The following is a 13,903-nucleotide window of genomic DNA, read 5'->3' as shown; positions in this document are numbered from 1 at the left end:
TTAGTTATGGCCAAATTAAATGTTTTTGTAACCGGAGCAACCGGGTTTGTCGGTGCTAATCTAGTCCGTTTACTGTTATCGGAAGGTCATCAAGTACGAGCACTAGTCAGGCCCCAAAGCGATCTGACTAACCTAGCTGGGTTAGACATGGAGCAAGTGACTGGACAGCTTACAGATGATGACTTGAGTCAAAAATTACAAGGTTGTCAGGCACTCTTTCATGTTGCAGCCCATTACAGCCTGTGGCGAGCCGACCGAGATCAGCTTTGGCAAAGCAATGTGGAGGGCACTCGCAACCTCCTGCAAGCAGCGCGAGATGCGGGCATTGAACGAACTGTTTATACCAGCTCAGTAGCGGCCATTGGCGTTAAAGCAGGGAATATTGCCGACGAAACTTATCAGAGTCCCGTAGAGAAGCTGATTGGTGACTATAAAAAGTCGAAATATTGGGCAGAGCAGGAAGCCCACAAAGCCGTCCAACTGGGCCAGGATATTGTGATTGTTAACCCCAGCACCCCCATTGGCCCTTGGGATATTAAGCCCACACCCACAGGCGATATGATTTTGCGGTTTCTGCGGCGGCAGATGCCCTTTTACTTGAATACCGGGCTGAACCTTATCCATGTGCAAGATGTGGTGCGGGGGCATCTGCTGGCCCTGGAGAAGGGAAAAACAGGAGAGCGCTATATTCTGGGCAACCAGAATATGACCTTGAAAGAAATGCTGGATGTGTTGGCTGAGTTGACAGGGTTATCGGCTCCGAAAGGTGAAATTCCTGCCTGGATTCCCCTGACCACCGCCTGGATTGATGAGGTAGTACTGGCGGCTGTTGGTAAGACACCCTCAGTCCCTCTGGCCGGGGTGCAAATGGCCAAGCAAATGATGTTTTACAATCCTGCCAAAGCGATTCAGGAGTTGGGATTGCCTCAAACCCCACTCCGACAGGCACTCCAAGAATCAGTCGATTGGTTTGCCAGTCACGACTACGTTCCTCAGAAATAATACAGTCTGCAATTTTTTGATTCTGAATCCTGCAAAATGCATAGGGCAGCGTTAGATTAACGATAGAGTACTGTGTTTACTCGCAAACTCTCAACCCAGTGCATAAAAAATGGTTTGTTGCCTAAATCCTGACTGCAAAAAGCCAATTAATCCTGATTCCCACAAGTTTTGCCAGCAATGTGGCACACCTATTGTTCATTTGCTGCGGGACCGCTTTAAGGTAATCAAGCCTCTTGGTCGAGGTGGTTTTGGCAATACCTACCTAGCCGAAGATCTAGATCGATTGAATGAGCCTTGTGTAGTCAAGAAGCTCACCTATCAGGCGACGGAGGCTTGGGAACAGCAAAAAGCCATCGATATGTTTGCTAGCGAAGCCCGACAGCTCAAACAGTTAGGACATCATCCACAGATCCCCAAATTGACGGCCTATTTTCAGGAAGGCCAGCATTTATACCTCGTTCAGCAGTATGTCGATGGCCACAACCTAATTGAGCTGCTGGCTAAGGAGGGGACTTTTGATGAACATAAAATCCGCCGGGTCTTACTAGATGTGTTGCCGGTGCTGCAAAATCTGCATGACCAGGGCGTGATTCATCGCGACTTAAAGCCGGACAATATTATGCGGCGTCAAGATGGTAAACATGTGCTGATTGATTTTGGTGTGGCGAAACTGCTGAAACAAACAGCAATGGCCCATGCTGGCGTAGGTACTATTGTTGGGTCACCGGGCTATGCGTCTCCTGAGCAAATTCAGCGGGGACGAGCAACACCTGTAGGGGATTTATACGGGTTAGGGTCGAGCTGTTTCCATCTACTCAGCCATGTTTCGCCCTATCACCTGTCCTTAGAATTTAACTGCCTCTGGAGCGAAAACTGGCAGCAATATATTGCTCAACCCTTAAGCCCAGATCTGCAGAAGATTTTCGATAAACTGCTGCAAATTGAGCCTGCCCAACGCTACCAGTCAGCGAATGAAGTCTTGCAAGATCTACAGGGTGCTCCTGACTTACCTCAACAGCCAAAAATTACGTTACCCACTCGTGCCTCCCTGTTTTCACGAGTCCCCCAACTGTCTGGCAAACAGTGGGCTGCGATCGCATCTCTCGGTTTAATAGGTGTATTAGGGATTGGATACGTCGCAATCCGAGCCAACGATACCGAATCCGTATCGCCCATGAGTCAATCAGAAGCTCTGCTCCGTAGTGGGTATGAGAAGTATCGTGAGGGGGAGTATAAGGATGCGATCGCAGACTACGATGAATCCATTCGCCTAGATGACCAGAATGCTGATGCCTTTAATGAGCGAGGTCTAGCCAAATACAGTCTTCAGAACTATCAGGCTGCCCTGTCTGACTATGACCAGGCTCTACAGTTAGACGACCAACATGCCAATGCTTATGGTAATCGGGGGCTGACAAAACATGCCCTGCAGAACTATCAGGCTGCTGTAGAGGACTACAATCAGGCCATTCGCCTCAATCCTCAATATGCCTATGTCTATCACAATCGGGGATTGTCTAAATATAACCTCAAGGATTTGCAGGGAGCGCTTTCAGACTACGATCAAGCCCTGCGCATTGATCCGAAACGAGCCGATACGTTGCGGAATCGGGGCCGAACTCACTACGATCTAGGCAAGTATCGCTCTGCCTTGGCGGACTATGATGAGGCGATTCGCCTGGATGGGAATCATGCCAATGCCTATAATGGCCGAGCCCATGCCAAAGGGAAACTAGAGGATTGGGAAGGCGAGTTAGTAGATTTTGATAAAGCTCTAGAGCTGGATGACCAGCTTGTGGATGCTTATAACAGTCGTGGGTTAGCCAAATATAATCGTAAAAATTATCGAGAAGCGATCCAGGATTACAACAAGGCAATTCGCTTAGATTCAAACTATGCAGTTGCCTACTTCAATCGTGGATTTGCAAAAGAGATTCAGAACGAGATTGAAGGGGCAAAAGCAGACTTTCAAAAAGCAGCGGATCTTTACCAAAAACGAAACGATTCACGTTGGCAAGATGCATTGCAGGAGTTGCAGCGGCTGCGGGCAGGAGAAGCTAAACAAGTTGGAAATTAACGCGTGATTGGACTATCAAACCTACATCTAGTAAGACTTCTAGTGTCTCTTGCGTGATAACAGCTAAAACACTCTACTGGCAAGGAGATCCGTGAATTCATCACTCAGGTTGTGCAGTTGCTGACGGATTAATAGCTTCAACAGCAATATTCTATTGATACAGCAGATCGCAGGTTGGTAGGGGACATATTCAACCCTGGAGCATTTACTGATCAAGCTTTTCAAGAGTTGTGGCTGTCCCCCATCTATATGAAAACCGCTGTAGGTTTGCGGTCTACTTTGCTTTGTCGTTCTGGCTGGGGAAGTTTTTCTAGGCAGCTGCGGAAGATGCCCCAGTCTATGAGTTGCTTGGTCTCGCTTAAATTATTTTTGCATGCTTCTAGCTGCGCTCGGCGTCGTTTGATTAAGCCAAAGTCTTTTGATTTCATAGCAAAATATCCTTTGGCTTAATGCAATAAGTGAAGATTTTGTGGGCAATAGACCACATTCTCAATATTAAAGCTTTCAATTTTTCGAAGTGCCCTTGAGAGGAGCAAGTAAGCTGTTATTTGAGTCTGTTTTATGATTTCGATGGGTAAATAATTGAATCATTTTACTGCGAAGGGAATTTTTTTGTAATATCTCTATTGGTAGGAAATAAAGCTAGCAGAGTTTTAAAATGTGTCTCAAGTTATTTTATTTGGCGTTTAAAATTATCTCTCAAGAAAATTTTTTAGCGATCTGTTATAGTAAAGTTCATGATATTAGCAAGAGTTTGGGTGATCAAACTAGTTTATTTAAAACCAGTTTGATCTTTCGGTGGCGTTGGAATAAGCCGATTTGAAAGTTTTAATTAATTATTTCTTATATGTTCTCAGTCCTATGCGCTATAGAAAAATTAAAAAAATTAGTTAGTTTATTTATTCTTACGTTCATAGTGCTTGCTGTTGGGAGTATAAATTTTTCAGAAGTTATTACTGCTCAAAATCCTACTCAAGCAAAATTAGATCACCCTATATATGAAGAAAATAAATATAGAGAAGCTATAAGTGATGGAAGTCTTGATGATCATTTCACTATCCTAGAAAATAAAATAAATGATATTTCTCATCTTCTTAATGGAAGCAGAGAAATGGATTCACGTGAGTTCCTGTACGTTTATGACATTGCCTATGACCTTTTAGCATTAGCTAAATCTACTGAAGTCGTAGGTGATGAGTTAATCAGAACACAATCGTTGAATCATGCTGAAAGAATTCTCAGAGCTCTATCTAATGACATAACTGATTTGGGCAAACTATTTCAATATAGTTTTGATGATAGTGTTGATGGACTTAGAAGAAGCCTTTCTTGGAAAACATCATCTATAAAAGATGATAAGGTTCAACGAGATATAAAGGTTTTAGAGCTTTTCCAGCAGGTGTTGGTATTTCAAGGCCAGCAAAGCTTAAGTGAGAAAAATAGAGTAGACAATGGATCGCACTTTAATCTACTTGAAGAAGCTCTCATTACTTCAGAGTATATGCGTACATTTTCCATAGATTTTCAGCTCATAAAAAAACTATGGCTCTCTAATGAAAGAGGTTTTTGATGCAATTGCAGATAAAAAAATCTATTGATAGATTAGATGATATCCGATTATCCAAAGCTTCTGATATCTTTTCTCAGTTTGAACCTCCTTCCATAAAAGATATTAAAGAAGTTGCGCAAAACGATAATGCAACACTTGTTTTCTATTCTATTAATTCTAATAATTCTAATAAAAAATATTTTACTTCCTAAGCAACTTTATATTTGGGTTGTAAATCCATCTGGAAAAATTTCCTTTATTGATCAATCTTCAGTAGAAGAATTTCAAGGATCAGTCAACGATTTCACATTGTTGAAAAAACTTGAATGTGAACGACCATCTGAGAATCTATCAAATAGCTGTCGTTCAGCTCTAATTGCGATGGCTGATGAAGGTGTACGCGGAGTTCGTAAATCAATGGGAATAACGGATCGCAATCTGCCAGTGGAGCAATTACAGGAGCAAGATGAAATTATTAATAGTCTTTATCAACTATTGATTTCACCGATTAAAGACTTGCTGCCGATAGATAATCCTGAAGAAAAGGTCATCTTTATTCCTGATGGTTCGCTTCACTTCATCCCTTTCGCGGCACTTAAAAAATCCTGAAAATGGAAAATATTTGGTGGAAGATCACACTATTGTTGTAGTGCCAAATATTCGAACTTTATACCCTAGTCTGAACAAGAGTGAAGATAGATGGCATCAAGACCAACTAAGTCTAGACAGAAAAAAAGCTTTGGTTGTAGGTAATCCAGATCCTATGCCTGACTCCTCGCTGAGAATGCTCCCAGGAGCAGAAAAAGAAGCTCATGATATTGCTGACTTATTGGACGATAAGGGATTTAAAGTTGATAGGTATACCCTTAAGGAAGCTACTAAGCGTCGTGTTATTAAAAAGATGCAGGATAGCCCTGCAATTATACATTTTGCGACTCATGGCATCATCAATCCTGTCAAGGAGAAGCTTGGTGGAAGAGCTTTTAGTTCAAAAGTTTCCGGCTCCATAGCTCTTGCCGGGGAGTATTTAGATGCTTCTGAAGTTTTTAATATAAATCTTCCTGATACTGAGTTAGTTGTTTTAAGCGCCTGTAATACAGGGGTCGGCCCATTGGTTCCAGGTGGAGTTATTGGCTTGCCTTTTTCTTTCAGTGCATCAGGTGCTCCAAGTGTTCTAATGTCATTATGGGACATACCGGATGAACAAACTGCAGAACTGATGAATAGCTTTTACAAATACTGGATTGATGGTAAGGATAAAGCTCAATCACTCAGACTAGCCATGATGGAAATGATTCAAGATTATCCAAATAGTCCTAAATATTGGGCAGCCTTTACCCTTGTAGGATCATCTAAATAGACGCTTCTTGAAGCCTTGTCCCAGCTTATAATTTAAAAAGAAAGCTCAAAAAATTCTGACCTTGTATAGCTACATAGAATCTTCTACTTTCTCTGCTGATGCAAGTGTTGCCAGATGTTTCTGAACTTTTTGTGTTAGAGGATGCCCACTCCCTAAGTGAGGTTCTAGAATACCTATTGCCTTCTTATAAAGGCGCTTTGCATCTTCAAAACGATTTGTTAGGCGATAGAGTGTTGCCAAGTTATTCAAGCTGATTGCAACTTGAGGATGCTCCTGGCCAAGAAGTTCTTGGCGCATCTCTAATGCTTTTATATAAAGCGGCTCGGCTTCTGTAAATCGCTCTTGAAGATCATATAGATATGCAATATTGTTGATACTTCTAGCAATATCTGGATGTTTTTTCTCCAAATACTTTTCGTTGAATTGCTAGAGTTTCTGTCAATAACTCTTCTGCTTCCACATATTTTTTTTGTTTATATATAGCATTCCAAGATTATTCAGAGCTTCTGTCAAACTAGGATGGCTTTCATCCAAAAGTTTTCTATAAAGCGTTAGTGCTTCACTGTAAAGTGATTCGGCCTGATCAATTTTGTTCTGAGACTTATAGCAGGATGCTAGATTGCTAATATTTGTCGCTATCCATGGATGCCGATTACCTAAACACTTTTTCCCTATTTCTAGAGTCTTAATAAATAATTTTTTCTGCCTCATCATATCTACCTTGAGCATTGTAGAGCCCTGCTAAATTATTTTGCCCTTCTACAACTTTAGAGTGCACATCGCCGTAGGCTGTTTTTCGTAGTTGAACTGCTTGCGAAAAAAGTGGTTCTGCTTCACTATATTTTCCTTGCTTATAGAGTGTTACTCCTAAGTCATTGAGAGTTTCTGCTATTTCAGGTGAGGATATCTGAAAAGACTTTTCCTGTATTTTAAGAACCTGTTTATATAGTTTTTCTGATTCATTATATTGACCCTGTAATTGATGAATTCTCGCCAAATGACCTTGGATTGACGCTAGCAAAGATAGATTTTCTCTAGATTTCTGTTTAATTACTTGAGTACACTTTTCATACCAAGTCTTTGCTTCGCGATAAAAGCCCTGCCCCTCATAAAATTTTCCTAGCCCTACAAAAGCGCAAATAAGGCTTTCATTACTTAGTGAGTCTAGCCAGGTGGTTGTCACTTCTGTTAAATGAGGAATAGTTGGGGTTATCTCTAAAATTTGTTCACGATTAGGAGTTTGAGGTATTTGCTTAGAAATTTGGGTTATTTTCTGCGAGAAGCTCCGTTTCAAATTATCGGCTTTTGGCCAATCGTCCAATTTACTACGAAAGTATTCTCTAATTAACTGATGTAGTTGATAGGTACCCTGTCCCACGCGTGTGAGCAAACTGCGGTTGAGAAGACCATCATCACGCCAGTCTTCAAGATCATCTTCATCTTCTCCAGACCAGGCTTCAACAAGATCCCAGGGAATAGGTGCTAAGGCAAACAAACTCAAACGATATGCAAGGTGTTGTTCCTCTTTGCTCAACGTTTGCCAGCTTAATTCAAACGCAGCAGCAGCACTTTCATGAATAGCTGTCATATCCGCCTGACGTTTGTTTAATGCTCGTGCTTGCAAACGTTTACTTTTTAGCTGTTGCTGCATTTTTTCCAGAGTCCAATCAGGTTTTCGGCTTAAAAAGCGCCCTACTAGTTCTAGTCCTAAAGGCAAATAGCCTAGCCAACGGCATAAAGCTTTGGCAACTGTAAGCTCTTGAGCTAAACGCTCCGAACTAATTAAAGACTCTATTAGCTTTAAAGATATATCCTCACTTAGTACTTCAATATGTATCATTTGGATTGAAGCACCCAACTGTAAACGAGTGGTTACTAACACCTTAAAATGAGGTTCTTGAGGAGGTAGATATAATTTGATTGCCGCGTAGTCAGCAACATCATCAACAATGATTAAGACATCCCCTTGAATCGGCCAATTACGCCAACAGAATTGAACCTGTTCAAGTAGGTTTAGGTTATTGGGAGGTGTGAGTCCTAGTTGGGTTTGAGCAAAGTTCACTATTTCAGTACCCACATCCAGTTTTTTAGCCTGGAGCCAACAGATACCACTACCATAAGTCAGTTGTTTCAGATGATAACGAGCATACTGTAAAGCCAGTTCGGTTTTACCGATCCCCCCCATACCTTGAATAGCTGTGATAGTTAATTCGTCAATCTGGTGTAGTCGAGTGTGAAGGGCAGTTAGTTCATTCTCTCGTCCAAGAAACCTAACTGTTCCGCTGCGAGGTAGGTTATTAGGACATATCGCCTGTTCTTTAGAGGGAGTATCTTGGTTGAAAAATTTCTGCCATCGTTGGTCTTGCTGATGAAATTCTTGTTGTAACTTTACTAGTTTAGGTAACTGTTGAAAAATTACGGCAGATGTTATTCCGCCGCCACCTAAATCAGTAAATTGGTCACGGGTAAATTTGGCCATGCCACAAACTTTACCTGTACGACGATTGAGCAGAGCGGCACCACTCATACCAGGTTGTAACTGTCCTTTCTCAAGCAACATAAAAGGTGGTGCATCACCAGTAAAGCCCTCAAATTCAGGAGTAACTGGGCGACCATTCTCGTACTCAGTATCAGGATAGCCAAATAAATATATCTCATCCCCAACCTTAAGCTCATCAGACAGATACACACAGGGCAGATCATCAGAAGGTGGGACAAAATGAAGAAGAGCAATATCGTATTCTTCAAGTATCTCTTCAATATGGGCTTCAGCAAAGTTATCCTGCTGTTGCCAACTTACTTGAATAGGAAAACCACCGTGATTTCGCACCACATGTTCACAGGTGAGTAAGTATCCTGGAGCTACAAAAAAACCTGTTCCGCGGGTACCATCTGATAGCAATAACTTAACACTGCATTGATGTAATAAATCATAGAGTGTAGTAGGTATCATGGTGTTCGCTTTTGCTCCCACTCCAGAGTCACCTCTAACGTGGCATTACCACCACCCTTAACTAATAAAGCCGTAAGCTGCCCCGGTTCGACAGCAATATCTATCCCAAACTTAACCGTAGCTTTAGAAGGCATGGCTTTATTAATAGGAGTTGCTACAGCATCTACGATGCCTTCAATGGCTCTGCCGACATCTTTAAGATCTGGAATTTTGCCACCAGCAACGTCTTGTCGTCCACCTGTTGCAGAAATTTGAATCTGGACAATGCTGCCATTGCCAAGGCTAGCTTTAATTACTTCAGTGCGTTCAGAAGCCATTAACTCACTCTAGAAACAGAATAGTTTTTTTTGCTTTATTGAAATTATGTCTTTGAGTTAGAATTAGATTTTTATAAGCACAAATTATTCTTAGCATAACTATTTTTTTGATTGTCTCTTTGATTTTTTGTATACAAATAGTTGAGAATTAATTCTGTGTTTTTTGGTTGTCAATAATTTCGATAATCAAGAATGATATCATCATTTTAGCCAATGAAGATGATGTGTTATTCTTGCTGATTAAGTTTGAAAATAAGTAGTTTGTTCCGCTTCTGTTTGGCACTATTTTTTTTAAGGCGTGCTCTGGTTGTCCAATCTAAATATAGTAAGACTTCTAGGATTTTTCTGATAACAGCTAAAACACTCTACTGATAAGAGAGTTTGCAAATTTATCACTTTTTAAGAGAGCAGTGCCACTGAATAATTTTAAGTCAATCTTAACTTGAACCCTTCCAGCTACCTTTCCAAGGCCTAAACTAACCTCTGTACAGAATATCCAAAAGAACATGGATTAATGTTCTCTCTCAAGTACAAAAAAGAATGGAATGGGAATGTCTTTGGAATCCATAAGCCCCAGAACCGTATCATCATCTATTTTTCTAAAAGTATCGTGAATGGGCAAAGAATCATAAATCATCGTTGCACTGAGTTTTTGCCGATATTCCATCATGCGTAATCTGGCCTGACTCGCCTCTGTCTTGAGTAAAGAAGTCAGAAACCTGACAGTAGAATTTAAAAGCCTTATGTTTAAGAATGGGGAAACGAACTCCAGACTTCATCACCAGTGAGTATGGCTTTACCTTGAAGATATTGTCTTGACTATCTTGAAATAATAGCGGATGGACTTGGTCATCATTAACGAACTCCTTTCCATACCAATTGGATGCTTCCAAGAAGCCATTAAGAGGATGATCAGTATGGATTTCAGAGCCTTTCCACCTTGAAATCATGAATTGAGAATCTATAGGCTCTAATTCATCAAAAAAAGCAAGTATTTCCTCTGGCTGGTTCTTGAAAGTATTTAAAAAGCCACCCAGCTTTTCCTTCGCAATCATAGGTTCCTAGCTCCTTGCTGTTGATAAATCTAGTTTTGCTTAAGTTTTTAGCACCGAGCTGGGCTCCGATTGGTGTCTTGCTAATCATGATAACTACCCCTTAAAAGCTGGGACGGGCACTTGAGATTTCTGCTGATATTTTTCGATGGCTTGGGGCATCCAGTTAGCCCATTTTTCTCCCAATATTGAGTAGGCTGATCGGTTCTCATAAAGCTGCTGCAATTCATTGGCCCAGTCTCCATAGCCTGACTGGCCGATGATGCCATCTGTGGTTTGGATGTAGTTGATGAGGACTTCAGGTTTAATCAGGAAGTCTTCTCCTTGAGTAGGGTTGCATTGGCCTAAACACTGAAGAAAAAACTCATAATCACAGAAGACTCTGTAATGGGGATTCCAGCACAGTGAATTGATTTGACGATGGACAAAGCCGTTGCTATCAAATAGTGATTTCTGACTCACCAGAGCATTTAGGGTTGCGTCAGCACTGGGAGAAATAAAGGGTTTGCCTTGCTTGATAATTTGCCCATTCTTGATTACATCTCTGCGACGCCACTGCTGGGGCAAAATAAATCGACTATGGGGATACTGTTCTATCCAGTTGAGGACTGTGGCAACAAAAGTAGGACGAAAGCTATTGTCATCGTCGAGGTAGCAAACATATTTACTAGAGGCGATTTCAATCCCCAGATTGCGAGCAATACAGAGACCAAAATCTTCTACAGGATGATCGATCTCTAAGTATTGGTGAGAAAAAGGTAAGGGCGTGGATTGGATGAGATGACGGGTAGCTTCGTCTTTACCGTCGTTGATGATGACCCATTCAAAATCTAGTCTAGATTGCTGGAGCAAGCTGGCTAAAGCGTTATGCCGGAGGAGACTCGCTCGGTTATGGGTAGCGGTAATGATGGATAGTGTGAATGGTTTGTCTCCCTGTGGATGGTGCTTGGAGAAGGTGCCTTACTTTTGATGCTATCGCAATGCTCAATGTATTGTCTTTGGCGATACATCTCCATGTCCCGAGTTTGACTGCTTTTTGCACTGAGCTATTACAGCAAACCCGATGAAAGGGCTGGGATTTTTCACTTTTCAGAGAATTGAGTTTGCTCTCAGTCAGGTCTTTAGCCGATACTAAAAATGCTTTGACAACAGCTTGTGGCCCGTGAAGCCCGAAAGATTGCAGCTTTATGACATGTTGTCTGAATCCTGAGTGCACCAAACCCCTTAACCCTGACACCCACAAGTATTGTCAGCAATGTGGCACGGCCCTAGTCCCGTTTCTTCACAAACACTATAAGATCGTCAAACCCCTCGGATCTGGACGATGGGGGAAGACCTACCTGGCTGAGGATGTCGACCAGCTCAATACTCCATGCATTGTTAAGCAATTAACCTTGAAGGCATTAGGTGCCAGTCCAAATGCAGTTCAACTGTTTCGAACGGAAGCCAAACAGCTCCAAACTCTAGGCCATCATTCTCAACTCCCGGATTTACTAGCCTATTTTCAAGAAGGAGAGTATCTCTATCTGGTTCATCAGTTAATTGAAGGAAAAACCTTACTCGAACAGCTGAAGCAAGGAACGTTTAGCGAAGCCCAAGTACGCAATTTCCTCTTAGATTTGCTGCCGGTGTTGCAGGTGGTGCATGACCAGGGTGTCGTGCACAGGGATCTAAAGCCAGAAAACATTCTCCAAGATACCCAGGGGCACTACATCCTGATTGATTTTGGTATTGCCCAGTTCCTCAACGAAAATCAGGCCCTACAGCAGCCAACTAGCAGTCGTTCCATTGGCTATCGGCCTCCCGAGCAGCTCCAAGGCCAGGCCAGCCCCGTCAGTGATTTGTTTGGATTGGGAGCTACCTGCTTTCATCTCCTTAGCGGTATCTCTCCCTCGGAGCTTGCTCAGACCCAAGGGCAGGACTGGATTCAACAGTGGCCATCTCATGTGGCTGGGACCAGCTCTGAACTGCAGGCTACCCTGACAAAATTGCTGATGCCAGATCCCCTTCAGCGGTATCAATCTGCTCAGGAGGCGCTAGCAGATATCTCTCGCCATTCCCCAAGTTCTTCCAATTTATTCAGTCAGCTGGGTGCATCTCGGAAGATTTGGATCGGGACTGCGATCGCATTCCTAACCCTAGGCAGTTTGTCTGGTATCACCTACATGATTGCCACCCGCATGTCTTCCTCTAAAACATCAGGAGAAAGCGCCACAGCCTTTATTCGTCGGGGAGATGCCAAGTATAGTCGGCGGGATTACGAAGATGCGATCGCAGATTATGCCGAAGCTATTCGTCTGAGCCCAGACAATGCTCAAGCCTATATGGGTCGAGGGAATGCTAAGTATGCCTTAGAGCAATATACAGAAGCCCTGGCAGACTATGAGGAAGCCCTCAAGCATGACCCTGACTATGTCTATGCTTTGAATGGCCGTGGTAATGTCAAATTTGCCCGCAAAGACTTTGAGGGAGCCATCCGAGACTACAACCAAGCGATTCAAGCCAATCCCCAGTTTGTCTTAGCCTTTTATAATCGCGGCAACGTCAAATCTGCTCTGAAGGAACATCGGGCGGCTATGGAAGACTTTAGCCAAGCCATTCGTCTCAATCCCCAATATGAGCCAGCTTATCTACAACGAGGTGTTTCTAGAGCAGCTTTGACCAATTATTCTGGAGCCATCGAAGACTATTCAGAAACCATTCGCCTCAACCCTGAGAATGGTGATGCCTATAACAATCGGGGAGTGGCACGGTATAAGTTAGGCGAGAGCCATCTAGCCATTAAAGACTTCACTGAAGCCATTCGCCTTAATCCTCAGAATATTTTTGCCTATTGCAATCGAGGGGAATCTAAACTGAAGTTAAAAGATCCGGAAGGGGCGATCAAAGACTGCACGGAAACGATTCGTCTAGATCCCCAAAGTTCTTTTGCCTACAGTGCCCGTGGCAAGGCCAAACATGCTCTCAAACGATATAAAGCTGCTATTGAAGACTATACCCAAGCTCTAACCATCAATTCTGGCTGGGGAAATAGCGATAGTCCTGCTGATAGCTACTACAACCGGGGCAGTGCCAAAAGTAAGCTAAATGATTTGGATGGTGCGGTTGAGGATCTGAAAATCGCAGAGGATCTATTTCAGCAACAAGGCGATACTAAGCGATATCGAATCACCCGTGAGCTGCTGAAGAAATTACAGTAAATCCTCTCATTTATAGCGGGAGTCAGCCCCCATGTCTGCTAGAAAGACGAAACAGGCCTTGATTATTGTCGTCGCTATCGAACACTTCAAATGGGCAGCAACTGAGAGCCTTAGTAAATTTGTGCCTATAGGTTTGCGGTCTTAAAGTGTGATACCAAGCTGTGCCTGAAGGTGTAACTCTTAAACTTGTGAAACCTAATACTGAGTTGGCTTAGCAAATAATCAAAATTACACTCTTAGGTGCTAATTGGTATGAGTCTTAGACATCTGCTTGTGCAGTGACTCATCAGAGAAACCTTGCTTATAGCTAAAGTTTGCAAGCTAAAGCTTGCTTTAGCTTGTTTGGACGCAAAGCCTTTGAGAGTGTTTAGATTTTTGTGTAAGCCGTAACGT

The 13,903-nt window shown here is 42.5% G+C and carries 12 protein-coding genes and 1 pseudogene; 6 read left to right on the top strand and 7 right to left on the bottom strand.

From position 1 onward, the window contains the following. Window positions 1-6: 6 nt before the first annotated feature. Entirely contained in the window at window positions 7-1,002 is a 996-nt protein-coding gene (gene hpnA / locus HRE53_RS06135; protein WP_235109502.1) for a hopanoid-associated sugar epimerase, read from the top strand. Between the two features lie 109 nt (window positions 1,003-1,111). Further along, window positions 1,112-3,079, top strand: coding sequence for a serine/threonine-protein kinase (locus tag HRE53_RS06130; RefSeq protein ID WP_235109501.1), 1,968 nt, complete (start codon window positions 1,112-1,114; stop codon window positions 3,077-3,079). Between the two features lie 245 nt (window positions 3,080-3,324). Here HRE53_RS06130 and HRE53_RS06125 read toward each other — a convergent pair whose 3' ends face one another. Continuing rightward, entirely contained in the window at window positions 3,325-3,507 is a 183-nt protein-coding gene (locus HRE53_RS06125) for a hypothetical protein (protein ID WP_235109500.1), read from the bottom strand. 419 nt (window positions 3,508-3,926) lie between these two features. Here HRE53_RS06125 and HRE53_RS06120 point away from each other — a divergent pair, with 419 nt between their 5' ends. The 3 genes from HRE53_RS06120 to HRE53_RS06110 all read left to right on the top strand — a co-directional run bounded on the left by HRE53_RS06120 (window position 3,927) and on the right by HRE53_RS06110 (window position 5,988). Next, complete coding sequence (locus HRE53_RS06120) at window positions 3,927-4,649, top strand: hypothetical protein (protein ID WP_235109499.1); 723 nt, start codon at window positions 3,927-3,929, stop codon at window positions 4,647-4,649. A 126-nt stretch (window positions 4,650-4,775) separates the two neighbouring features. Beyond that, window positions 4,776-5,237, top strand: coding sequence for a CHAT domain-containing protein (locus tag HRE53_RS06115; protein ID WP_235109498.1), 462 nt, complete (start codon window positions 4,776-4,778; stop codon window positions 5,235-5,237). After that, entirely contained in the window at window positions 5,191-5,988 is a 798-nt protein-coding gene (locus HRE53_RS06110) for a CHAT domain-containing protein (RefSeq protein ID WP_235109496.1), read from the top strand. Before HRE53_RS06115 ends, HRE53_RS06110 begins: the two co-directional genes overlap by 47 nt. A gap of 69 nt (window positions 5,989-6,057) precedes the next feature. Here the strand turns inward: HRE53_RS06110 and HRE53_RS06105 are convergent, their stop codons facing one another. The 6 genes and pseudogenes from HRE53_RS06105 to HRE53_RS06080 form a co-directional block, all read right to left on the bottom strand. Beyond that, the gene (locus HRE53_RS06105; protein ID WP_235109494.1) at window positions 6,058-6,396 is read right to left on the bottom strand and encodes a tetratricopeptide repeat protein; all 339 of its coding nucleotides are present in this window, start codon (window positions 6,394-6,396) and stop codon (window positions 6,058-6,060) included. A gap of 30 nt (window positions 6,397-6,426) precedes the next feature. Then, window positions 6,427-6,699, bottom strand: a complete 273-nt coding sequence (locus tag HRE53_RS35120; protein ID WP_396133445.1) for a tetratricopeptide repeat protein — start codon at window positions 6,697-6,699, stop codon at window positions 6,427-6,429. Continuing rightward, window positions 6,674-8,962 (bottom strand): tetratricopeptide repeat protein, encoded by a 2,289-nt coding sequence (locus HRE53_RS06100; RefSeq protein WP_235109492.1) that lies wholly within the window; start codon window positions 8,960-8,962, stop codon window positions 6,674-6,676. Before HRE53_RS06100 ends, HRE53_RS35120 begins: the two co-directional genes overlap by 26 nt. Further along, window positions 8,938-9,258 carry a CU044_2847 family protein gene (locus tag HRE53_RS06095; RefSeq protein ID WP_235109490.1) on the bottom strand — a complete coding sequence of 107 codons (321 nt, stop codon included), beginning with the start codon at window positions 9,256-9,258 and terminating at the stop codon, window positions 8,938-8,940. The genes HRE53_RS06100 and HRE53_RS06095 overlap by 25 nt, the downstream gene beginning before the upstream one ends. A gap of 511 nt (window positions 9,259-9,769) precedes the next feature. Then, window positions 9,770-10,313 (bottom strand): annotated as a pseudogene (locus HRE53_RS06085) (DUF4334 domain-containing protein). A gap of 93 nt (window positions 10,314-10,406) precedes the next feature. Next, a complete protein-coding gene (locus HRE53_RS06080; protein WP_255801474.1) occupies window positions 10,407-11,216 on the bottom strand; it encodes a glycosyltransferase family 2 protein in 810 nt (269 codons plus the stop codon). Between the two features lie 281 nt (window positions 11,217-11,497). Between HRE53_RS06080 and HRE53_RS06075 the strand changes: the two genes are divergently transcribed. Next, the gene (locus HRE53_RS06075) at window positions 11,498-13,510 is read left to right on the top strand and encodes a serine/threonine-protein kinase (protein ID WP_235109484.1); all 2,013 of its coding nucleotides are present in this window, start codon (window positions 11,498-11,500) and stop codon (window positions 13,508-13,510) included. The last annotated feature ends 393 nt before the right edge of the window (window positions 13,511-13,903 follow it).

Origin of the sequence: Acaryochloris sp. 'Moss Beach', from assembly GCF_021497025.1 — a bacterium.
In the GTDB taxonomy this organism is placed as follows: Bacteria; Cyanobacteriota; Cyanobacteriia; order Thermosynechococcales; family Thermosynechococcaceae; genus Acaryochloris; species Acaryochloris marina_A.
This window is presented reverse-complemented; position numbering and strand designations above follow the sequence as displayed.